We start from the raw sequence: 22705 nt of genomic DNA on the forward strand, positions 1-22705 counted from the left end.
GCCTACCCCTGCTGGTGCCGGATGCGCGGGTCGAGCCAGGCGAGCAGCACGTCCGACAGGAGCGTTCCGATGACGACGAGGACGCTCAGCATCAGGATGAAGCTCGCGGCCATGTACATGTCCTGGGTGCGCAGCGCCTCGAGCAGGATCGGGCCGGTCGTCTGCAGCCCCATGACGATGGCGACGATCGTGCCGCCCGAGACGATGTCGACGAAGATGTCGTTCTGGCCGGAAACGAACGGGTTGAGCGCATGGCGCACCGGATACTTCATCAACAGGCCGAACTCGCCCATGCCCTTGGCCCGCGCCGCGGTGACATAGGGCTTGTGCAGCTCGTCGAGGAGGTTGGCGCGGATCACCCGGATGACGCTCGCGGTACCCGCCGTGCCCAGCACGATCATCGGCAGCCAGAGGTGATTGAGGAGGTCCAGCACCCGCGCCCAGCTCCACGGCGCCTCGACGAACTCGGGCGAGAAGAGCCCGCCGACATTGTGCCCGAACCAGGCGAAGGCGATGTACATCGCCGCCAGGGCCAGCAGGAAATTGGGGATGGCGAGGCCGAGGAAGCCGAGGAAGGTGAAGAGGTAGTCGCCGGCCGAATAGCGGCGCACTGCCGAATAGATGCCGACAGGGATGGCCGCCACCCAGATGAAGAGGAGGCTCGCGATGGAGAGGACGACCGTGAGGCCGAGGCGCGGCCAGATCACGTCCTTCACCGGCAGATTGTAGCTGAACGAGTAGCCGAAATCGCCGCGTGCGACGACCGCGCTGATCCAGTTCCAGTATTGCACCATCAGCGGCTGGTCGAGCCCATACGCCTGCCGCAGCGCCTCCTGCTCCGCGATCGGCATGATGTCGCCCTTGGCCGCGTTGGTTTCGGCGAGACGGTCGACATAGTCGCCTGGCGGCACGGCGATCACGAGGAAAGAGATCAGCGAGACGGCGATGAGCGCGGGGATCGCATAGAGGATCCGGCGCAGCACGAAGGAACCCATCCGCTTTACCTCCCTTCCGACCTTGAGAGATGGCCGGCCCGCAAGAAGCGGGGCCGGCAAGCTGCGGGGCGGGTGGTGCGCCGCCCCGCGCGTTTGCGGCTTACTCGCTCCGCACGAAGAAGCTGGCGAAGTTGGCCGGCGCAGGGCCCGGATAGAGCCAGCCTTCGATGAGCTCGTCCGGCACGTTGCGGACGTCGTTCTTGACCGCGCGGTAGAAGCCGGCGGGGGTGGCGATGCCGATCACAAGGAATTCCTCGGCTTGCAGGTCGGTGAACTCCTTCATCAGCGCCGTCTGCTCCTCGCCGATGGTCTGCGGGATCAGCGAGCGCAATTCGTAGAGGCGCTGAACGTTCGCCGACGGCTCGATCGGCTCCCAGCCTTCGGGCAGCTCGGCATCGGGGTTCAGCCGCTTGATGTCCCAGGCGGCCCAGCCGCTCCAGTTGCCCAGCGACCATCCGCCATAGTCGTTCATGAAGCGCGAGAGGTTGAGCAGCGGCAACTGCCCGCAGCCGTTCTCACCGACCCAGACGGAGGCGTCGCTGTCAGGCTTGGCGCGGGCGTTGCCGAAGAGCTCGTCGGAATGGAAGTTGATGGTGACGTCGAGCCCGACCTGTTCCCAGGTGCGCTCGATGAGCTGGAAGGCGTCGACCGTGTCCGGCTTGAAGTCGGCGTTGATCTCGACCGAGAACTTGAACGGCTTCCCGTCGGGCCCGAGGCGCACGCCATCGGGTCCCATCGGCAGGATCTTGTCGAGGTGCTCGGCGGCGGCGGCAAGGTCAAACTCGGTGTACTGCTTGGCCATCGCCTCGTTGTAGAACGGCGAATTCGGCAGCGGCGCCGGCTGGAAGGGCTCGCCCTGGCCGAGATACACAGTGTCGATGATCTCCTGCCGGTTGATCGCCTGCGACACGCCGATGCGGAAGTCCTTGTTCGAGAACACCTGAGCCTTCACCGGATCGGGGTGGTTCATAGAGAAGGCGAGGACCGCCGTGTTGTAGTCGCAGCTCGTCGCCGGCACGAGGCGGTAGTCGCCTGCTTCCTGGTTGTCGAAGAACACCGCGCGGTTCTGCGGGATCGAGACATTCCGCGGCGACATGGAAAGCTGGCCCTGGATCGACTGCAGGAGCGTGACCTCCGGATCGGGCGCGCTCGCCCAGACGCGTTCGTCGATATAGGGCAGCTGCTGGCAGTCCGGATCGACGGCGAAATAGTAGGGGTTGCGCACGAACGTCACGCGTTCCTTGCCGAGGATCGTGTCGGTGCCGATCCAGGCGTGGACGGAGGGACGCTTGGGGTCGTTGAACTGGGCCGGATCGTTATAGGAGCCGATATTGCCCTTCCACCAGGCGGCGTAGTCCGTGGCGCCGGCTGCCGTCATCATCTCGGCCACGCCTTCGGGATTGAGGTCGATGTCGAACTGCTCCATGTAGTGCCTGGGGAACTGCACCACGCGCTGCCCGTAGGGGCCGGCCATCTGCTGCAGGAAGAGGCCGTTCGGCTTGCTCCAGGAGAAGGCGACCGTGTAGTCGTCGACCTTGGTCACGGTCGGGGCCTCGCCGTCGACCTTGTATTCGTTGCGCGGCCCGCCGGTCATGACCTTGGGGTTGTTCTCGACGCGCTCCCACCAGAAGACGATGTCGTCGGCGGTGAACGGATGCCCGTCGGACCACTTCATTCCTTCGCGGAGGAAGAAGGTGTAGGTTTGGGCGTCCTCGCTGATCTCCCAGCCCTTGGCGATGCCTGGCACCACCTCGGCGCCGTCGATGCTCCAGCGCACCAGCGGCTCATAGCCGAAGTGGCGGATCTCGGCGATGTTGCCGCCGCCCCAACTGTCGACGAACTGGCCGCCATAGACGCCGGTTTCCTCGGCCGGCTGGATCACCAGCGGCTCGAGCGGCAGGCGCTCGGCCACCGGGGGCAGGGTGCCCGCATCGACCATCGCCTTGAGCTGCGGAGCTTCGGCATAGCCGGCGGGACAGAGCCCGGCATTGTCCTGCGCCAACGCGGGCAGCGCGGTCGCGCCAAGGAACAGAGCCGCCACCGCGGCAAGGCTCTTCAAGCGGTCAATATTCTGCATCGGGTTCCCTCCCACACGGATTGAACGGCTGCCTCCCGGGCGCCGGCTGGTGGGGTTGAAAGCCGGGAGCCCATGTTGGGTGCCCGCGGAGCTTTAGTCCCCACCGTTATCGTTTCGGTGACGCTAACTTGTAAACGTTTTCAAAGCAACGTATGAAAAGTGTGGCCGTCACAACCCTCCAAAAAAGAGCCGAAACGGGTACGAATTGGCCGGATAGGGGTAACAGTTTGATAACCATTAAAGACGTAGCGCGACGCGCCAATGTCTCGATCGCCACCGTGTCGCGCGTGGTCAACGGCTACGCCCACGTGCGGCCGGAACTGCGCGAAGCCGTGGCCAAGGCCATCGAGGAACTGGGTTATCGCCCGAACGGTCTGGCCAGCTCCTTTCGCACGCAGCAGTCCAATGTCGTCGGCGTGCTCCTGCGCCAGCAGCGCACACCCTTCAGCAGTGCCCTGGCTTACGCCATCGAGACCACCATGTTCGACGAGGGCTATCGGGTGCTGCTCTGCTCGACCAATGGCGATCCGGACCGCGAGCAGGCCTATCTCGCCACAATGCTCGAGATGCGCGCGCAAGGCGTCATCGTTCGTCCCTCCGGCGCCGCCAGCCGCACGGTGCGGCAGGTGGAAATGCTGCGCGAGCGGGGGATCTCCGTCGCCTTCGTCGACATGAAGCCCCGCATCGCGGCCGTGAGCGCGGTCCTTTGCGACAACTTCTCTGGCGGCTACGAGGGCATGCGCCACCTCATCGAGCTCGGCCACCGCAGGATCGGCGTCGTCGCCGGGCGGATCGCCCAGAAGGGTGGCGCGTCTGACGTCGGCAGCGAGCGGGTGCGCGGCATCCGCCAGGCGGCGAGGGACCTTGCCTCCGACGTCGAGATCGTCTTTTGCGCGCCCTTCGAGGCGACGGCGAGCTTCGAGATCGGCCGGGAGGCCGGCGCCGAGCTGATCTCGGCGGGCAGGGGCCTCACGGCCATCTTCGCCACCACCGACATGCTGGCCCTCGGCGTCATGCACTCGGCCCACGCCATGGGCATCGAGCTGCCGCGCGATCTCTCCATCCTCGGCTATGACGGTGTGCTGGAATCGGCCGTCACCTTCCCGACGCTCTCCACCATCGCCCAGCCGATCCACGAGATGGGCCAGATCGCCGCCCGCACGCTCATCGACCACATGCGGGGCGTGAGCACCGCGCCGCGCCAGGTCGTCCTCGAAAACACCCTTATCCGCCGCGATTCGACGATCGCCCTGCGCTGACTTGTCCCCGCGCCGGCCACGGCTGTTAGGCTCCAGCCTGTCGATGGTATCGCTATCGGCAATAGCGTTCAAAGCGGCAACTGGTCTGACCGGCAATGAAGGAGTGACTTGAAGGTGTGAGTTGAAAACGATTACAAGAAACCCTCCCTCGATTCCACCGGACCATTCGCCATGCCGTCATCGTCCTCCATCGCCGAAACCGCGACGTTTTTCCCGCCAAACGAGGAGGAGATGGCGCTCGCCCGCCGTCTCGCGCCGGTCATCCGCTTTTGCGACAACGAGCCCTTCCTGCCCTCCCGCGTCGGAGTGAGTGTGCTTCACGAATCCACGCAGTCCCCCTCCGCGACGCTGCAGATCTCCTTCGAGCCGGGTATCGCCAAGGTCATTGAGTATGCGATCTGGTGGGACTGGGACATTCAGCACCTCTACGAGCTCGAGCACATCTGGCTGAAGCTCGACGCCGAAGACCGCGTGGTCGCCGTCTGCGCCAGTTCCCACGGCCACATGCTCGAGATGCATGGGCCGGACGGGGCGCTGCCGATGGAGGAGGGGCGCGTCGTCGTCTATTCGACCCCCGGCAAGCACGCCTTCACCGCGACGCTCGAAGAACAATCGAAGACGGCTGAGGGCACGATCGTCTCCTGCCTCGATCTTGCCGGCCGCGGCGGCGTCCTCATCAACGACATGTTCCGGGCCGAGTTCACCGCGCTGACGGCGGAGGACCACCGGGTCGTCAAGCGCTGGCTGCAGGCCCGCTCGTTCCTGCCGGCCTTCCGCTTCGGCCGGCGCTTTGATCTGGCCGATGTCCCGTTCGGCTCCTGGGCCGAGCTCGCCGAGTTCATTCCGGCGCGCGTCAAGTCGGTGCTGGCGGAAGTCCGCAGCGAGCAGCCCCTGCTGAAGGCCGTCTTCCTCGACAGCGGCGATACGCTGGTCGATGAATCGACGGAAAAGTTCGACGCGGAAGGCTACGTCATCGCCGCCGATCTCATTCCCGGTGCACTGGAGATGGTCCGCTCGCTTGCCGAGGAAGGCTACAGGCTCGCGCTCGTCGCCGACGGACGTGTCCGCAGCTTCTCGACGGTCCTCGGCGGCCACGGCATCAGCCCGCACTTCCACGCGCAGGTCATTTCCGAGTCCGAGGGCTGCGAGAAGCCGGATCAGCGCATGTTCCGGAAAGCCCTGGCGTCCCTCGGCCTGACGGCGGACGATGCCGGCTCGGTCGTCATGGTGGGCAACCATCTCGAGCGCGATATCAAGGGCGCCAACGGGCTCGGCATCATCAGCATCTGGCAGAACTGGTCCAAGCGCCGCAGCCACATTCCGGCCGATGGCGACGAGGTGCCGCGCTACACCATCCGCTCTCCCGGAGAGTTGCCCGCGCTCCTCGCCGATATCGAGCGGCAGATGGCGCGGGCCCGCGTCAACCCTTCGCTCGCCTGAGCGAAGGGCCAACCTGGCAGTCCCTCGTCATTTGCGCAACGTTACACGTGTATCGTCATCTGAGTGTCGTCTAGCCCCGATAGGAAGCGCTCCATCCAGCGCGATATCCCCATAAGGAGGGCCAGATGAGCGTGTTCACGGTGTCGAGGCGTACGGTTCTGAAAGGAGGCGCCGCGGCGCTCGGGGCAATGGCGTTGTCGCCGCTCGCGGCCCTCGCGCAGACGGCGCGGTTCCCCATTGCCGAGGCGGCCAGGAACCCGCTGAACCTTGCCGAGGGTACGGCGATCGAGGGCATCTTCTTCGAGGGCGGCTACGGCATCGACTACATCAATCACGCTGCCGACGTGATGAAGGAGCTGCATGCCGGTACGCAGATTTCCGTGACCGGCATCCAGGGCGTCGCCGACCGCTTGCGCCCGCGCTTCATCGCCGGCAACCCGCCCGACGTCATCGACAATGCCGGTGCCGGCTCGATGGATACCTCGGCCCTGCGGACTGAAGGACAGATGGCCGATCTCGCTCCGCTGATGGCGGCTCCGGCGCTCGATACCCCCGATAAGACCTTCGCCGAAACCCTCTTTGCCGGCTCGCAGACCGGCGGCGTCTACGAGGGCAAGCAGGTGAGCCTGACGGCTCCCTACACGGTCCACGGCATCTGGTACGACCAGGCGCTGATGCGCGAGAACGGCTGGGAATACCCGCGCACCTGGAGCGCGATGCTCGACTTCTGCGAGACGCTGAAGTCCGCCGGACATACGCCCTGGGCCTATGGCGGCCGCAATGCCGCCCACTACCTGGTACGCGGCATCGTCTACCCGCTCATCTATAAGCTCGCCGGTCGCCAGGCCGTCGACGACATCATGACGGCGAAGGAAGGCGCATGGCTGAAGCCTGAAGTGCTCGAAGCAGCCCGCATGGTCGCAGAGCTCGGCAAGGGTGGCTTTATCATGGATGGCTCCGAGGCCTTGAGCCACACCGAAGCCCAGGCCGAATGGCTGCTCGGCGGCGCCGTGTTCTATCCCTGCGGCAGCTGGATCGAGAACGAGATGCGCGACGTCATCCCGCAAGGCTACGAGATGACCATGAGCCCCATCCCCGGCCCCACCGAAGAAACGTTCAACTCGGTCCTCGCCGTCGGCTCGGAGACCTTCTTCGTGCCGAGCGCGGCCAAGAACATCACAGGCGGCATGGAGTTCCTGCGCTGCCTTTTCTCCCGCAGCACCGCTGCCTTCTACGCCGAAACGGCCGGCGTCATCATGCCGGTGCAGGGCGTCGAGGTCGAAACCTTGAGCTCGGCGGTCAAATCCGCCATGGCCGCGGTCACCGAAGCGGGCGAAGACGTCTTCCCGCTCGACCTTCCCTACCAGGCCGTCTGGCAGGCTTGGGGCGCGCTTTCGCCCGAACTGCTGCAGGGCCGCCTGTCGCCCGAAGACTACGTCGCGGGCATCGAAGAGGCATCCGCCTCCGCCCGGCAAGCCGCCTGAGGTCCATCGCAGCGCGCATCCGGCGGACCTCCGCCGGATGCGTCCCGAGAACAGCCATGCGCGCGCATCAAATCCGCTTCATCGTCCTGTTGCTGGTCGTCCCGCTGGGGGCGTATTCGCTTTTCGTCGTCTACCCTTACGTCTGGGCCATCGGCATCAGCCTGACGGAATGGCGGGGGCTTGCAACGCCGCCGAGTTGGATCGGCTTGGCCAACTTCGCCGCGATCCTCGGCGATCCGGGCTTCTGGAACGCGCTGCGCAACAACGGCGTCTACCTCCTCTTTGTCCCGGTGGTCACCGTGACGCTCGCGCTCGTGCTCGCCGCACTGATCTGCCAGCGCTGCACGCGCCTGACCGAGTTCTACCGGGTCGTCTTCCTCTTCCCGCAGGTCATGTCGATCGTCGTCGTCGCCATCCTCTGGGGCTATGCCTTCCACCCGCGCATCGGCCTTCTCAACAGCGCGCTCGAAGTCTTTGGCATTAACGGACCTTCCTGGCTCGGTGACCCGAACCTGGCGCAGGCGAGCCTCGTCGCCGTCATCGTCTGGAATTCGGTCGGCTTCCATACGGCGCTCTTCATTGCCGCGATGCGGGCGGTGCCGGAGACCTACTACGAGGCAGCGCGGCTCGACGGGGCCGGCAACTGGCGCATGTTCCGCGACATCACCCTGCCGCTGCTGCGCGATCCCGTCCGCACCTCGCTGATGTTCATGGCCTTCGAGGCTTTCGACCTCTTCGCCATCACCCGCATCATGACCGGCGGCGGCCCCAACCACGCCACCGACGTGCTCGCAACCTACGTCTACGACCAGGCTTTCTCGCTCAGCCGCTTCGGCTACGCTTCGGCGCTGGCGGTGGTGATGTTCGCCCTCATGCTCGGGTTCTCGGCGGTGATGCTGCTCGTCATGCGCGAGAACAAGGTGGAGTTCGCCTGATGCGCTGGCTGGAGCTCGCCTGGGGATCGCTTCGTCACCTCTTCCTCGCCGTCTGGGCAGCGATCGTCATCGGTCCGCTCGTCTGGGTGGTCGTCACCTCGTTTAAGACGGATCGGGAAATCCTGACGGACCCGTGGTCGCTGCCGCAGGATTGGCACGCCGACAACTATTCGCGCGCCTGGGATGTCGCCAACATCGGCGGCTATTTCGTCAACAGCATCACCGTCGTCATCCCGAGCGTGCTCCTGACGCTCGCACTCTCAGCGGCGATCTCCTACGTCATCGCGCGCTTCGACTTCCGCGGACGGCAGTTGCTCAACGCCTTCGCCCTCAGCGGGCTGCTGTTCCCCGTGTTCCTCGCGCTGGTGCCGCTCTTCTTCCTCGCCAATGATCTCGGGCTCACCAACTCGCATCTCGGCCTCTCAGTCATCTACGCGGCCTATTCGATTTCGTTCACGACGCTCTTCCTCACCAACTTCTTCCGTACGATTCCTCAGGAATTGCATGAAGCGGCGACGCTCGACGGGGCGGGGGAGTTCCGCATCTTTCTCACCATCATGCTGCCGCTGGCCGCGCCCGGGCTCGTCACCATGGGCATCTTCAATTTCATCGGCCAGTGGAACCAGTTCATCCTGCCCTATGTGCTCATCAACGACGAGCGCCTGTTCGTGCTGCCGCAGGGCATGCAGTACCTGATGATCCAGCAGCAATACGACAGCGACTGGAGCGCGCTTTTTGCTGCCGTGACCATCGTGATGGTGCCGACCATCGTCATCTACACCGTCTTCCAGCAGCGCATCCAGGCGGCGCTGACCAGCGGTGCGCTCAAATAACCTCCTCCAACAAAGGCAAGAGACCAATGAGGAACAGCCAACGCGCCCTCGGCGCACAATCGCATATCGAAGCCATCACGCCCGACGTCGTCGACTGGCTGAACGAAGCCGGTCGCGCGCTCGAGGTGGACGATTTCGCGCGCGAGTTCGTGCTCGACGATCCGGAGGCCCATATCGCCGAGCTCGCCCGCCGGCTCGACGGCTTCACCGGCTCGTTCGGCATCCACGGACCGGTGCCGACCCCGTCCTTCGTCGTCGGCGATCCGGCGATCCAGGCCATCGTCCTCAAGCGTTTCGAGCAGGCGCTCGGCATCTGCGAACGGATCGGGGCGAGCCACATGGTAGTGCATAGCCCCTTCCTGTTCCTCGGGCGCCCCTACATGACCTACGACAACAAGGACGCGCTGCCGCTCGCCATTCAGCGGGCCGCCGATCTCATCGCGCCGGTCGCGGCGCGCGCGCAGGAAACCGGCGTCGTCCTCTGCCTCGAGAACATCTTCGATCCGACACCCGATCCGATGATCGACCTCGTCGACCTCGTCGACTCCCCCGCGCTGCGATTGAGCCTCGATACCGGACACGCGGCGGTGGCGAGCACCATGGCGCCCGACTTCTGGGTGCGGACCATGGGCGATCGCCTGGCGCACCTGCACGTTTCGGACAGCGACGGCCAAGCTGACAGGCACTGGGTGCCGGGGCAGGGGCAGCTCGGCTGGGCCAGCATCTTCCGCGAGCTCAACGCCCTTCCACAGGACATGCGGCTCATCATGGAGTTTCGCGTGGAAGACCGCGCTGCCGCGGTTTATAAGCGGGCTTCCGACTGGATGGCGGCAAACGACTGGGCGCACTAGCCATATGTTGCAAAAGACCAATGTCAGCCTGGGAGACATTGCGCGAGAACTAGGGGTGTCGGTAACGACGGTGTCGCGGGTGCTGAATGCCCGCGACGGCGACATCCGCATCAGCCGCGAGACGCAGGACCGCGTCCTCAAGGCCGCCGAGAAGCTCGGCTACCAGCGCAACGAGCTGGCATTTGCCATCAGGAGCAAGCGTTCGGGCCTCGTCGGCGCCATCAATCGCAGCGTCAGCGGCTCGATGGGCAGCGTCTTTGCCCATCAATTGCAGGTGCAGGCGCACGAACGCGGCATCGAGGTGCTCTGCGGGCTGATGTGGACCGACCGCACCGGCATGGCCCGGCAGGTGGCCGCGCTCGAGGACCAGCTCTTCGACGGCTACGTCATACTCGGCGAGCCGGTGAACCTGCCCGAAACCATCGACAAGCTGGCACAATCCGGCAAGCCGTTCCTTTGCCTGGGCTCGGTGCAGGACGAGGGCATCGGCTATGTGTGCACGGACTATCCCCGGGGTGTCGAGATGAGCATCGACTATCTCTGGGGAAAGGGGCACCGCCGCATCGCCTATCTCGGCATCGCCGGCATCAAGGCGGTGGCGCACATGCAGGAGCGGTTCACGCAGGTTCTTTCCGGGCGCGGATGCTTCGACCCGTCGCTGGCCTACGACCTCGACGGGCTCGCTTACACGCCCGAAGACATGGCCTTCATGCAAAAGCTCCATCTCGAAACGCGCAAGGCAGCCACGCAGATCCTTGCTTCACCCGAACGGCCGACGGCCGTCGTCTGCGGCGCCGACGGGCTCGCCTTCGGCCTCGTTAAAGCGCTGACGCGGGCAGGGGTGAGGGTCCCGCAGGACATCGCCGTCACCGGATTCGACGACAGCCGCGAGGCTTTCTGGTGCAGTCCGGAGCTGACGACCGTACGCCATCCGCTCGAGGCCATTGTCGACAGCGGCCTCACCAGCCTGATGAACGCCATCGAGACCGGTGAGCCGGTGACCGACCAGCAACTCGTCGCACCCGAGTTCGTCGTGCGCGGCAGCGCCTAGAGCGTTTCCAGGAAAAGTGGACACCACTTTTCCTGGAAACGTGACAAAACGAAGAGTTAGAGATCGTTCAGCGTTTCAAAGAAACGGTGAACAGCTCTAGGCTTCGGCCAACCGTCGCGTCGAGGCGCGCGGTTGGACGAGATTGTCGAGGCGGGTGCCGGTGGTACGGTCGAAGAGGTGCCAGGCGCGCCGGTCGAACTGCAGGTACACCTCGCGGCCCTCGTAGCGCTCGTCGCTGGGTGGCAGGACCACGGCCAGCTCGCGGCCGTTGACGGTGCAGTAGGCGACGCGTGAGCCGCCGAGCTCCTCCACGAGATCGACCGTTGCGGGCAGGCCCCGGCTCGAGTCGAAGGAAAGCGTGATGGCTTCCGGACGCATGCCCAGCACCAGCGGCGTGCCCTTGGCGACGCCCTGCGCTTCGGCGACCGGCAGGTGCGGGGCGATGTCGAGGGCGACAAGCCCGTCGACGTCCACCGAGGCATCAATGAGGTTCATGGCCGGCGCACCCATGAAGCCGGCAACGAACACCGATGCGGGCTTGCGGTAGACCTCGGCCGGCGAGCCGATCTGCTCGACCCGGCCCCCGTTCATGACGATCAGCGTGTCGGCGAGGGTCATCGCCTCGACCTGGTCATGGGTGACGAAGATCGAAGTCGCCTTAAGCCGCTTGTGCAACCGCTTGATCTCGATGCGCATCTGTACGCGCAAAAGCGCGTCGAGATTGGAGAGCGGCTCGTCGAAGAGGAAGACCTCCGGCTCGCGCACGATGGCGCGGCCCATGGCGACGCGCTGGCGCTGGCCGCCCGAGAGCTGCGCCGGGCGGCGGTCGAGATACTCGGTGAGGTTGAGGATGGCGGCCGCCTCCTCGACGCGCCGGTCGCGCTCGGCCTGGGCAACCTTGGCGATGCGCAGCGGATAGGCGATGTTCTGCCGCACCGTCATGTGGGGGTAGAGCGCATAGTTCTGGAAGACCATAGCGCAGCCCCGGTCGGCCGGGTCGATGTCGTTCATGACGATGCCGCCGATGGATATGGTGCCCTCGGTCACGTCCTCGAGCCCCGCGATCATGCGCAGGAGCGTGGACTTGCCGCAGCCGGACGGGCCGACGATGACGACGAAGTGCCCGTCGGGCAGGGTCACGTCGACGCCGTGCAGCACCTGCTTGCCATCATAGGATTTCTTGAGGTGCGAAAGGACGAGTTCGGCCATCAGGCATCTCCCAGCAGGCGGTTGCGAAGGCGCTCGATCGTGTCGGCGGAAAGCCCGATGCGCTCGAGATAAGCCGTGGCCGAGCCATAGGTCTCCTCGAGATGGGCGATGGTGGCCGCCATGGTGGCGGGATCGGCCGCGAGCAGCGGGCGGAAGGCTTCGACGTCCGCTCCGCGGGCGGCGGCGTCGGCCACGATCTCTTCGATCATCGGCGCGATGAGCGCGCCAGTCAGCGCATAGTCCTCGACGATAAGCGCGGCTTCTACGCCGGCGACGGCGAGGAGCAGCGCCGAGACGATGCCGGTTCGGTCCTTGCCGGCGGTGCAGTGGAAGAGCACCGCCCCCTGCGGCGGCGCCTCGGCGATGATGGTCAGGACCCGCGCGACCGCGTCCTGCCGGTGCGTCAGCGCCTGTCGATAGAGCTCGAGCAGCACGTCGATGCCCTCGCGCGGCGTCGGCGAGAGCTGCTCGAAGAGCGGGACGTTGTGGTAGGCGACGACAGGATTGATGCTGAACGGGTTGGGGTGGCTGGCGACCTCGCCGGGGTGGCGCAGGTCAATGATCGTGGTAACGCCTTCGGCGATGAGCGCTGCCATCCCCTCGGCATCGATCCGATGCAGGCCATCGGCACGCAGCACCCGGCGCCAGCGCGTCTCGCCCGCCGCCGTCGCATAGCCGCCGAGATCGCGGATGTTGAAGGTGCCTTTGACCGGCAGGTGGCGGGTGAACTGGCTTTCCATCAGCGGATTCCCGATTTCATGAAGGACTGGATGACCTGCCGCTGTAGGATGACGTAGATCAGGAGGATCGGCAGGCTCGCCATGGTTGAGGCGGCCATCAGCGGCCCCCATTGGTTGCCCTCGGCCGTCATGAACATCTGGATGCCGATCTGGATGACGCTGTTTTCGGGCGTGCGCGAGAGCAGCAGCGGCCAGAAATATTCGTTCCAGGTGGAGATGAAGATGAGGATGGCGAGCGAGGCGATGGTGCCGCGCAGGTTCGGCGTCATGATTTCCCAGAGGATGCGCCAGCTGCGCGCTCCGTCCATTCGCGCCGCCTCGATGACTTCCTTGGGGAAGCTGCGCATGGATTGCGCGAGCAGCAGGATGGCGAGCGCCGAGGCGAAGTGCGGCAGGATCAGCGCTACGACGCTGTCGAGTAGGCCCATCTGCGCAACGAGCAAGTAGTTGGGGATCATCACCACCTGGAACGGCACCAGCCAGGTGAGCGCGACGCCGGTATAGACGAGCTTGTCGAGCGGGAACCGCCAGCGCGCGAAGGCATAGGCGGCAAGTAGGCCCGTGAAAAGCTGGATGACCGTCACTACCACCGAGACGACAAGGGTGTTGACGAGCATCTGCACGATGGGAATGGCGTTGAGCGCATAGACGTAGTTGTCGAGCGACATCGTCGTCGGCCAAAGGCTCGTTTCGAAGATGGCGTTAGTCGGCCGGAATGACGTCGCCACCATCCAGTAAACCGGGAAGAGGCAGAAGATCGACATCAGCACCATGACGAGGTGCCCGGCGGCGCTGTTGAGGCCGGTGCCGGCAGCGGTCTTTTTGCGCAGGCGCGCGGGGGCGGCGGAAAGCGGCTGGGGTACGGCTTCAGTTGTCATGGAACGAGTACCGGTCGATGAGACGGAAGAGGACGAAGGCGATGGCGCCGAACCCGAGGAAGAGGATGACTGCCGAGGCCGAGCCCCAGCCGACGGACATGGTCGAGAAGCCGAAATCCCAGAGCAGGTAATAGATGTTGGTGGTCGCCCCGAGCGGCCCGCCGCCGGTCAGGACGTTGATGTAGGTGAAGCTCCACTGGGCGCCCAAGAGGATCGTCATCATCACGAGGAAGAGGACCGAGGAGCTCAAAAGCGGCAGGCGGATGTCGCGGATGATCTCCCACTTGCTGGCCCCATCCATGCGCGCCGCCTCGATCAGCGACGGGTTGATGTTGGCGTTGGCGGCCGAGAGGATGAGAGTGGAAAAGCCGATGAGCTTCCAGCCGGTGATGGCGATGATCGTCCAGATGGCGACCTTGGGATCGGCGAGGAACTTGACGGGATCGAACCCGAACCACTCGATCATCAGGTTGACCATGCCGTAGCCGGGGTCGAGCAGCCACCGCCACACGGCCGCGGCGACCACCGGGGCGATGATCATCGGCACGAAGATGATGGCCCGGTAGATGTTGCGCCAGCGCGCGGGCAGGTCGTGGGTGTAGATGGCGATGGCGAGCGGAATAAGGACCGAGAGCGGCAGCAGGCCGAGGACATAGATGCCGGTGTTGCGCAGCGCCTGCCAGAACTTGGGCAGCGCGAAGATGCGCTGGTAGTTCTCCCAGCCGACGAAGAGCTGCGGTGAGGTCGGCAGCATGTTCCATTGATAGAAGCTCAAGCGCAGCGCATCGACCAAAGGCCAATAGATCCAGACGACGAGGGTGAGGATCGCCGGGGCGAGATAGAGCCAGGGCGAAACCCGCCACACGCCCGAGCGGCGGGCGGGTGCGGTCGCGCCACGGCTGGAAAGGGTCAGTTCGGCCATCCTCTTGTGCCTCCCGGAAGGTGGCGCCCGCCCCGGTAAAGGGGCGGGCGGTTGGATCAGGGCATCAGCGCCTGGGCGTTGGCCTGCGCATCGGCGAGCGTCGCTTGGACGTCGGCACCGCCGAACACCGCCATCTCGACGCTGTCCATCATGGTCTTGACGATCTGCCGGTAGTTGGGGCCGGGCATAGGGTCCCACGGCTCGAGCACGTCGAGTTGCTCGAGGTTGGGCTGCACCAGCGGGTGCGCCTTGATCCAGTCGCCCAGGTACTGCGGGTCATCGACAATGGCCGGACGCAGCGGCAGGTAGCCGATCTCGGACGTGATGATGGTGTAGCCGTGCTCGGAGGTGAGGAACTTCATCAGTTCCCAGGCAGCGCGTTGCTTGAGTGGGTCGGTGGTGTGGATGGTCAGCGCCGAGCCGGAATTGTTGGGCCGCACCGGCTTGTCGCCGAAGCTGGGCATGGTCGAAGCGCGCAGCTCGAAATTGTTTTCGGCACCGGCAACGAGCACGCCCTGCACGGCGCTGGTCTGTAGGTACATCCCGAAATTGCCAGCCGCCATGCCTTCCATCGCTGCGGCGATGTCGAGGCTGTCGTAGACGCCGGCGTCGTAGAGATCGCGCAGCATCGCCACCGCTTCCACCGCTTCGGGCTCGGCGAACTTGAGGGTGGTGCGGTCGCGCGAGATGACCTCGCCGCCATTGGAGCGGATGACGCCCTGGAACAGCCAGTCGCCGGCGCTGGGGCCGGTGATGCCGGCGGCAAAGCCCTCGGCATCGGTTTTCTCTTCGATGGTGAGGGCGGCTTCCTTGACGGCAGCCCAGGTCTTGGGCGGCTGGTCCGGATCGAGCCCGGCGGCGCGGAAGAGGTCGGCATTGTAGAACAGCACCGGCGTCGAGAAGGTGTAGGCAAGGCCATAGGTCTTGCCGTTTAGGACACCGAGCTTGAGGCCGTTGGGATGCATGCCCGCGAAGTGGGCGGTGAGTTCCTCGGCCGGAATGATGTCTTCCAGCGCCTGCGCGCCGAAATTGGTCACGGCGAAGTCGAGGTCGCTGAAGACGGTCTGCACGAGGTCGACCGGCAGGCCCGCCGCGAGATCGGCCTGGATACGGCTGGCGTCGGCGCTGGAGTAGGGCACGCCTTCGACCGTCACGTTGGGGTTGGCCGCCATGAACTCGTTAATGAGCTTCCTGGTGGCTTCAGCGCCGATGCCGGCACTGCCCAGATTGTAGTTGTAGAAGGTGATGGTCACCGGCTGGTCGATGGTCGCCGGGATGGCCTGGGCGAAGGCCGGGCCGGCGGCGAGGAGCGCCAGGGCGCTGACGAGGAAGGTCTTGCGGTTCATCTTGAACGGTCCGGTCATTCGGCGGCGACGGAGGCGCTGGTTTCGAATTTCTTGAGCATCTCGGCCATGCCCGCGAAGGTGAAGCTGTGGAGCTCGCGGCGGTCGGAAGGCTGCGGCGCGAAGGTGATGGTGAGGCCCGAGGGGCGCACGGTGCCGATGGCGAACGAGGCGCCGGAGAGCATGCGCAGGCCTTCATGCAGCCACAGGACGTCGGTGGCGGCGTGCTGGCCGATGCCGACGACGACCGGGATGCCGTACCAGTTGCTGACGCGGTCGAAGTGGATGTGGCCGGAAAGGATGCCGATGACGTTCCTGCCGGCGACGGCGTCGCGCAGCGCCTCGGTGTCGGCGATGGTGAGCGATTCCCACTGCATGTCCGGCCGGTCGGCGTCGAGCGCCGGCGCGTGGTGCATGACGAGGAGCTTGGGCAGCTCGGCATGGCTGTCGAGCTCGGCCTTCAGCCACTCGATCTGGCCCGGTTCGAAGGCACCGCCGACTTTGCCGGGCACGCTCGAGTCCATGACGATGACGTGGATACCGGCGATGACGGCCGAGTGGTCGTAGGGCGCCATGACGTCGTCGGTGCGGCCGAGCATGGCCGGGTAGAAGCCGTCGCGGCGGTCGTGGTTGCCGAGCGCATAAAGGATCGGCATGTCGAGCCCGGCGGCGGCGATGAGGCGCTTGAGCTCTTCGTAGCTTTCCGTATCGCCCCGGTTGGTCAGGTCACCGCTCGCCACGATGAACTTGGGCTGCGGCACCAGCGTCTTGATGTCGGCAAGGATGCGGGTGAGCGTGGTCGAGGTGTCGGAATAGAGGTGATCATCCTCGACTTGCGGATTGCCGACGTGCAGGTCGGTGAGATGCACGAATGTGACGAGCTCGGACATGGCGTCCTCCTGTTGCAACGGCGGCCGGCTGCGACCGGCTCTGGATGGAAGCTCGCTGCTCGGGCGATACCGGATGCCGGACCCCTTGCGCGAAAGCGGCTGCATCGGTAGCTTGCAGGTATGACAGGTGAATGAACGTTCATTCAGATTATGGATCTCAGCCCAGACAAGCGCGAACGCATTCTCGCCGCCGCCTCTCGCCTCATCGTGCGCAACGGGCTGCAATGCTCGATGTCGGCCATTGCCGAGGAGGCGGGGGTCGCGACCGGTTCGCTCTACAATTACTTCGACTCCAAGGAGGCGCTGGTGCGCGGCGTCTACGGGCGCGTCGCCGAGGTGATGACAGAGCGCCTTTCCGCGCCGCCCGACCCGGCAAGCTCGCATGAAGAGCGCGTGCGTCGGTATATCGAGCGCTACATCGACTTCATCTGGGAGGATCCGCTGCGCGCCCGCCTCTTCGATTATCTCGACAACAATCCGCTGATGCCGATCAGCGAGGCCGCGGCGATCTTTGGCCAATTCGTCGACCATGCGATCGAAATGCTGCAAGAGGCTCAGGCGGTCGGCGTGGTGCGTGCCGGTCCGGTTTCGCTCATGGCGAGCTTCGTGCGTGGGGCCATCCGCAACACGCTGAAGCGCCGTCGCATGAGCGAAACCCCATTCTCGCGTGAAGAGCGTGCGCACATTGCGCAGATGTGCTGGGACTCGATCGCCGTGCACTGACGGGATCATGCACATAACCGAGCGGCCAGCCGGTCCGTGTCGGCGGGTGTCAGCCCGATTCGGCGCATATAGGGTTCGGTCCCGCCATGGGTATCGCGCAGGTGAGCGAGCATGGCGTCTATGGTGGCCGCGTCGCTGGCGAGCACCCGCTCGACATGCACTGCGTCCAGTCCCGCCGAGAGGGCCCGGTGCCGCAACCGCGCCAGCAGCGGATTGGCCATGGTCGCGGTCAGCGCGTAGTCGGCGGCGATTTCGGCTTCGTCGACGCCGGCGATGAGGAGGATGAGCGCGGCGAGGACACCGGTGCGGTCCTTGCCGGCCGTGCAGTGGAAGAGCACCAGTCCCGCCGGCGCCGTCGTGACAGCCATCAGCGCCTCCGCCAGCCGGTCCCCGCACCGGTCGAGAGCCTCGCGGTAGCGCGCTGCCATGTCGAAGACTCCGGCCATCGCCGCCACGGGGGCGAGGGCGTCGAACAGGGCGATGTTGCGGTAGGCGACGCGCTCGTGCCCGGCGAACGGGTTGGGCAGGGCGCCGATCTCCTCGGGCCTGCGCAGGTCTATGACCGTCGAGAGGCCGCGATCGACAAGCGTCCGGGAGCTGTCTTCGCGCAGGTGGCTGAGGCTGTCGCCGCGCAGGATCCGGGACCATTGCGTCGTGCCGCCGCCAGCCCTGCGATAGCCACCGAGATCGCGGATATTGTGCGTGTCGGGCAGGTGCCACTGCCGCATCGGGGCCGCCTGCATGCAAACCTCCAAGTCGTAGATGGAAAAGGGGCGCACGAGGCGCCCCCAGCTAGATCAGGGCATCAGGCTTTGGGCGTTCTGCTGCGCGGCGGTCAGTACTTCGGCGACGTCTCCCTCGCCGAACACGGCTTCGGTCACCGCTTCCTTCATCATGCTTTCGGCCTGACGGTAGTTCGGGCCGGGGAAGGCAACATTGGGCGTGAGGCGCGAGAGCTGCTCGAGGTTGGGGCGGATCAGCGGGTTCTGCTCTGTCCACGGCCCGAGGAATTCCGGATCGTCGACGATGTCGAGGCGCAGCGGCAGGTAGCCGATCTTGCTGGTGATGATGGTGTAGCCGTATTTCGACGTCAGGAACTTCATCAGCTCGTAGGACGCCCGCTGCTTGACCGGGTCCTTGGAGAAGGTGAAGAGGGCGCTGCCCGAGTTGGTGGGCGCGGTCGGCTTGTCGCCGAAAGCCGGCATCGGCGCGACCCGCAGCTCCCACTTGCCTTCGGCCGCGGCCGAGAGGGTGCTCTGCAGCGCGCTGGTATAGAGGAACATGCCGAGCTGACCGGCGAGCATCGCATCGCTCGGGCTCGCCGGATCGAGCCGGGCATGGCCGCCGCCGTCGACCATATCGCGCAGCATCTGCACCGCTTCGATGCCTTCGGGATCGGCGAAGGTCAGGGTGTTGCCGTCTCGCACCTTGCCGCCGTTCGACATCAGGATCGCCTGGTAGACGAAGGTGCCGTCCGCCGGACCGTAGGCGCCCGGGAAGAAGCCCTCGGCGTCGGTTTTCTCGACGATCGCTTCGGCTGCCGCCTTGACTTCGTCCCAGGTGCGCGGCGGCTGGTCCGGATCGAGGCCGGCGGCGCGGAAAAGGTCGGCGTTGTAGTAGAGGATGGGGGTCGAGAAGGTGTAGGCGAGCCCGTAGGTCTTGCCGTCGACGCGTCCGAGGTCGACACCGCGCGGGATCATCCCGTCGACGAGCGCCGCATAGGCCTCCTCTCCCGCCATGTCCTCGAGCGCGTTGCCGCCGAGGTCGCTGGCTATATAGAGCAGGTCGCGGAAGACGAGCTGGGCGACGTCCGGCTGCTGCCCGGCGGCCATATCGGCCTGCAGGCGCGTGATGATCTCGTTGGAGGGCACCCCGATGGTCTCGACCTTGATGTTGGGGTTCTCCGCCTCGAAAGCGGCGATGAGCTCGCGGGTGGCGTCGGCGCCGATGCTCGCGCTGGCGAGATTGTAGTTGTAGAAGGTGATGGTCACCGGCTCGTCGATGCTGGCGGCCATTTCGGCGAACGCCGCGCCGGTCAGGGCCGTGAAGGCCAGGCTGCCGGCGGCCAGCAACTTGATGAAGTCGCGCTTGAGCATTGGGGCAAACTCCTGTTGCGGATGAGGTTCTAGCTTGCGGCCTTGGCGAGCGCGGCGTCCTGCCGCTCGCGCAGAAGCTTCAAGGGATAGCGGTTGAGCTCGGCACGGGTCTGCGGCAGCGGCACCAGCGCCATGGTAAGTCCCGAGCGCCGCACGGTGCCGATGCCGAACGACGCGCCCTCGACCATGCGCAGGGCTTCGGTCTCGAGGATATCGGTCGCCGCGTGCTGGCCCATGCCCACGATAACCGGGATGCCGTGCCAGACCGAGAAACGGTCGTGATGGATATGGCCGCTGAGGATGCCGAGGACGTTGCGACCGCGCAGGACTTCGGCAAGACGCTGCGACTGAGCAAAGTCGATGCAGCGCCAGTGCGCCCAGTCCGGTGCGTCGCCGAGCGCCGGGGCATGGTGGGCAACGATCAGTTTGGGAAGCTCGGGATGAGTATGGAGCACGCGCTCGAGCCACTCGAACTGGCCGGGCTCGATGGTACCGCCGATCTGCCCGGGCGTACTGGTGTCGAGGACCACGATGTGGACCCCGCCGATCACCCGGTCATGGTCGTAGGGCGCATCGAGGTCGTCCTTGTGGTCGAGCATGCCGGCATAGAAGCCGGGACGGGTATCGTGATTGCCGAGCGCATAGACGACCGGCAGGTCGACCTTGGCCATGATGCGCCGCAGCCGCCGGTAGCTCTCCGCGTCGCCTCGGTTGGTGAGGTCCCCGCTCGCGATGATGAAGCTCGGTGCCGGCGAGATCGTGCCGATCATGGAGAGGACCAGCTCGAGCGTTGCCGAGGTGTCGCTGAAAAGATGCGGGTCTGCCACGGCGGGGTCGCCGATATGCAGATCCGTTATGTGGATGAAAGTGGTTTCGGCCATGGCGTCGTGCTCCTTGCGCACGACGACCTAGCCTTGCGTCGTCTCAGCGTCGTGACGGATTTGGAACGCTGTTTGAACCTTGCCGCAGAGGTGTCGTGAACATCGGCTCGGTCGCTGCCACCACGTGGGCGATGACCACCTCCGGATCGCTGAGATCGAGCGCGTGGCCGGTCAGCACCTCGGTCCTGTCGCGGCTGCGCGTCATCTGCGAGCGCACGCCGAGAAGGCAGCTGATGCGGAAGCCGATCTCGACCTCGCTGAGCCACGGAGCGACCTTGCGGAAATGCGGGATGAACATGCGGTGGTGCTCGATATCCTCGACGATCGGCTGGAATATCTCCGGGTGCTGGCTGGCCTGCGCGATGGACGTCATGTGCCGCAGCACCCGGTAGCCGGACTTGGGATCTAGGCTCCAGCGGATGGAGGGGCCGATGAGGGCGGCGATGAGATCGCCCGCCGGCGCCGGTTCGGGCGCCGCCCGCTCGATGGCCTTGTGCAGGAGCGCGAGCCGCTCGGCGTTGAGCCGCAGGTAGGCCCGCTCCCCGACGAGGAAGATCAGCCGCTCGAGGCTGCCGAAGTGGTAGCTGATCGCTCCGACCCCGGTCCTCGCGCGCGCGGCGATGGCGCGCACCGTGACTTCATCGGGATGGCTGGCGCCGAGCAGCAGTTCCTCGCAAGCCGCCTGCAGAGCCCGGGCCGTGGCGCTGTCCCGCATAGATCCCTCCGATGTCCGGCAGCACCTACTTGATGGGCAAATCGGCGCCGTTGACGGGTCGCGAGCTGTTTCGCGCCACCACGCTCGGTTCTACCAGAAAATGCTCCGTTTCGGTGCGGCCACGGATGCGCTCGATGAGCAGGCGGGTTATCTGAAGCTGCGCCTCGAAGACAGCTACGAACCCACGAGCAGGATCTTCCGCTACGACCTTTCCGGCCGAGCGGCCATTCGGGATTGCCCGGACAGACCTTTCCGAGACTGGCGACCGGTTGAGGCGTTCAGCGCCGTCCTCATCCGGCATTCGACCTGCGCCGCATCAGCATGACGAAGAAGACGCCTCCGGCAAGGCCTGTGATGATGCCGATGGGGATGTCCTGCGGCGGGATGATGATGCGGGCCACGGTGTCGGCAACGACGAGGAAGATGGCGCCGACGAGGGCCGATAGCGGCAGGACGCGGCGGTAATCGCCCCCCACCACCAAACGCACCAGATGCGGGATCATCAGGCCGACAAACGAGATGATGCCCGAAAAGGCGACGGCGGCACCGGTAAGCAGGGCGCAGACGACGAAGACGATCATGCGGAAACGGCCGGCGGGAATCCCGAGCGTGGTGGCGCTCTCGTCCCCGAGCGTCATGGCGTTGAAGTTGCGCGCGTTGAGCAGCAGGTAGGTGCCGCATGCGGCGAGCGCCAGCAGGGGGTAGGGCAGCTGCGCCCATTGGGCGAGGCCGAGTCCGCCCAGCATCCAGAAGATCACCGTATGGGCGGCGCGCGGATCACCGAGGAAGATGCCGAGGCTGCCGAGCGAGGTGATGACGAAGGAGATGGCGACGCCCGTCAGCACCAGGCGGCTGGCATTGGTGGCGTTGGCGAGGTTGGCGACCCCGACGACGATGATGGTTGTGGCGAGCGCACCGATGAAGGCGAAGAGCGGCACGGTGGCGAGGCCAAGGAACAGCCCCGTGTGCAAGAGGACGACGATTGCCCCGAGCGCCGCGCCCGACGAAATGCCCAGAAGATGCGGGTCGGCCAGTTGGTTGCGGGTGACCGACTGCAGGGCGGCGCCGACGATGGCAAGGCTCGCGCCCACTATGGCGGCGAGCATGACGCGCGGCAGGCGCACCTCCCAGACGATGCTGTCGCGCCCCGTTGACCAGGTCACCTCGACACTGCCCGGGAAGAAGTGGCTGGCGATGACGCTCCAGACGACGTCGGGGGGAATGCCGATGGCGCCGACACTGACACCCGCAATCATCACAGTAACGAGCAGGACGATGAGCCCGGCCGCCAGCAGCGGCAGGTTGTGGAGGACGGCGTGGCGCGGACCGGCAAGGTGCTTGTGGCTCATGGGAGGTGGCCGGCGCGAGGCCGGCCGTCCGATC

At 65.6% G+C, this 22705-nt stretch carries 22 protein-coding genes; 8 read left to right on the forward strand and 14 right to left on the reverse strand.

Going from position 1 to position 22705, the window contains the following annotated elements; translation table 11 throughout:
• Window positions 1-2: 2 nt before the first annotated feature.
• On the reverse strand, window positions 3-995 hold the full coding sequence (locus VE25_RS08315) for an ABC transporter permease (RefSeq protein ID WP_046108144.1): 993 nt from the start codon (window positions 993-995) through the stop codon (window positions 3-5).
• 100 nt (window positions 996-1095) lie between these two features.
• Window positions 1096-3072, reverse strand: coding sequence for an ABC transporter substrate-binding protein (locus VE25_RS08320; RefSeq protein ID WP_046108145.1), 1977 nt, complete (start codon window positions 3070-3072; stop codon window positions 1096-1098).
• Window positions 3073-3299: 227 nt separating this feature from the next.
• Between VE25_RS08320 and VE25_RS08325 the strand changes: the two genes are divergently transcribed.
• The 7 genes from VE25_RS08325 to VE25_RS08355 all read left to right on the forward strand — a co-directional run bounded on the left by VE25_RS08325 (window position 3300) and on the right by VE25_RS08355 (window position 10925).
• Entirely contained in the window at window positions 3300-4331 is a 1032-nt protein-coding gene (locus VE25_RS08325; protein WP_160299966.1) for a LacI family DNA-binding transcriptional regulator, read from the forward strand.
• Between the two features lie 171 nt (window positions 4332-4502).
• A complete protein-coding gene (locus VE25_RS23150) occupies window positions 4503-5771 on the forward strand; it encodes an HAD family hydrolase (protein WP_046108146.1) in 1269 nt (422 codons plus the stop codon).
• Between the two features lie 125 nt (window positions 5772-5896).
• A complete protein-coding gene (locus VE25_RS08335) occupies window positions 5897-7255 on the forward strand; it encodes an extracellular solute-binding protein (RefSeq protein ID WP_083988807.1) in 1359 nt (452 codons plus the stop codon).
• 56 nt (window positions 7256-7311) lie between these two features.
• Window positions 7312-8190: a carbohydrate ABC transporter permease gene (locus VE25_RS08340; protein ID WP_046108148.1), complete on the forward strand. Its 879-nt coding sequence runs from the start codon at window positions 7312-7314 to the stop codon at window positions 8188-8190.
• A complete protein-coding gene (locus VE25_RS08345) occupies window positions 8190-9023 on the forward strand; it encodes a carbohydrate ABC transporter permease (protein ID WP_046108149.1) in 834 nt (277 codons plus the stop codon). Before VE25_RS08340 ends, VE25_RS08345 begins: the two co-directional genes overlap by 1 nt.
• 26 nt (window positions 9024-9049) lie before the next feature.
• Entirely contained in the window at window positions 9050-9874 is an 825-nt protein-coding gene (locus VE25_RS08350) for a sugar phosphate isomerase/epimerase family protein (RefSeq protein ID WP_046108150.1), read from the forward strand.
• A 4-nt stretch (window positions 9875-9878) separates the two neighbouring features.
• Window positions 9879-10925 carry a LacI family DNA-binding transcriptional regulator gene (locus tag VE25_RS08355; protein ID WP_083988808.1) on the forward strand — a complete coding sequence of 349 codons (1047 nt, stop codon included), beginning with the start codon at window positions 9879-9881 and terminating at the stop codon, window positions 10923-10925.
• A gap of 96 nt (window positions 10926-11021) precedes the next feature.
• Here the strand turns inward: VE25_RS08355 and VE25_RS08360 are convergent, their stop codons facing one another.
• From VE25_RS08360 to VE25_RS08385, 6 genes are read right to left on the reverse strand one after another with little or no spacing between them, the layout of a single operon-like run.
• Window positions 11022-12134: an ABC transporter ATP-binding protein gene (locus VE25_RS08360; protein WP_046108152.1), complete on the reverse strand. Its 1113-nt coding sequence runs from the start codon at window positions 12132-12134 to the stop codon at window positions 11022-11024.
• A complete protein-coding gene (locus tag VE25_RS08365) occupies window positions 12134-12874 on the reverse strand; it encodes a tyrosine-protein phosphatase (RefSeq protein WP_046108153.1) in 741 nt (246 codons plus the stop codon). The genes VE25_RS08360 and VE25_RS08365 overlap by 1 nt, the downstream gene beginning before the upstream one ends.
• The gene (locus VE25_RS08370) at window positions 12874-13752 is read right to left on the reverse strand and encodes a carbohydrate ABC transporter permease (RefSeq protein ID WP_052731817.1); all 879 of its coding nucleotides are present in this window, start codon (window positions 13750-13752) and stop codon (window positions 12874-12876) included. The genes VE25_RS08365 and VE25_RS08370 overlap by 1 nt, the downstream gene beginning before the upstream one ends.
• Window positions 13742-14674, reverse strand: coding sequence for a carbohydrate ABC transporter permease (locus tag VE25_RS08375; protein ID WP_052731818.1), 933 nt, complete (start codon window positions 14672-14674; stop codon window positions 13742-13744). Before VE25_RS08375 ends, VE25_RS08370 begins: the two co-directional genes overlap by 11 nt.
• Before the next feature lie 56 nt (window positions 14675-14730).
• Window positions 14731-16020, reverse strand: a complete 1290-nt coding sequence (locus VE25_RS08380) for an ABC transporter substrate-binding protein (RefSeq protein ID WP_046108191.1) — start codon at window positions 16018-16020, stop codon at window positions 14731-14733.
• Window positions 16021-16034: 14 nt separating this feature from the next.
• Entirely contained in the window at window positions 16035-16907 is an 873-nt protein-coding gene (locus VE25_RS08385; RefSeq protein ID WP_046108154.1) for a metallophosphoesterase, read from the reverse strand.
• A gap of 150 nt (window positions 16908-17057) precedes the next feature.
• Between VE25_RS08385 and VE25_RS08390 the strand changes: the two genes are divergently transcribed.
• Window positions 17058-17630 carry a TetR/AcrR family transcriptional regulator gene (locus VE25_RS08390; RefSeq protein ID WP_046108155.1) on the forward strand — a complete coding sequence of 191 codons (573 nt, stop codon included), beginning with the start codon at window positions 17058-17060 and terminating at the stop codon, window positions 17628-17630.
• 5 nt (window positions 17631-17635) lie between these two features.
• On the opposite strand, the gene VE25_RS08395 is transcribed toward VE25_RS08390, so the two are convergent.
• From VE25_RS08395 to VE25_RS08415, 6 genes are read right to left on the reverse strand one after another with little or no spacing between them, the layout of a single operon-like run.
• A complete protein-coding gene (locus VE25_RS08395; RefSeq protein ID WP_046108156.1) occupies window positions 17636-18373 on the reverse strand; it encodes a tyrosine-protein phosphatase in 738 nt (245 codons plus the stop codon).
• 54 nt (window positions 18374-18427) lie between these two features.
• Window positions 18428-19726 carry an ABC transporter substrate-binding protein gene (locus VE25_RS08400; RefSeq protein WP_046108157.1) on the reverse strand — a complete coding sequence of 433 codons (1299 nt, stop codon included), beginning with the start codon at window positions 19724-19726 and terminating at the stop codon, window positions 18428-18430.
• A 29-nt stretch (window positions 19727-19755) separates the two neighbouring features.
• Window positions 19756-20607, reverse strand: coding sequence for a metallophosphoesterase (locus VE25_RS08405; protein WP_046108158.1), 852 nt, complete (start codon window positions 20605-20607; stop codon window positions 19756-19758).
• A gap of 43 nt (window positions 20608-20650) precedes the next feature.
• Window positions 20651-21322 carry a TetR/AcrR family transcriptional regulator gene (locus VE25_RS08410; RefSeq protein WP_046108159.1) on the reverse strand — a complete coding sequence of 224 codons (672 nt, stop codon included), beginning with the start codon at window positions 21320-21322 and terminating at the stop codon, window positions 20651-20653.
• Window positions 21323-21347: 25 nt separating this feature from the next.
• Window positions 21348-21623 carry a hypothetical protein gene (locus VE25_RS22705; RefSeq protein ID WP_152664555.1) on the reverse strand — a complete coding sequence of 92 codons (276 nt, stop codon included), beginning with the start codon at window positions 21621-21623 and terminating at the stop codon, window positions 21348-21350.
• Complete coding sequence (locus tag VE25_RS08415; RefSeq protein WP_052731819.1) at window positions 21613-22671, reverse strand: FecCD family ABC transporter permease; 1059 nt, start codon at window positions 22669-22671, stop codon at window positions 21613-21615. The genes VE25_RS22705 and VE25_RS08415 overlap by 11 nt, the downstream gene beginning before the upstream one ends.
• Window positions 22672-22705 lie beyond the last annotated feature (34 nt).

Source organism: Devosia geojensis (genome assembly GCF_000969415.1).
GTDB lineage: Bacteria > Pseudomonadota > Alphaproteobacteria > Rhizobiales > Devosiaceae > Devosia > Devosia geojensis.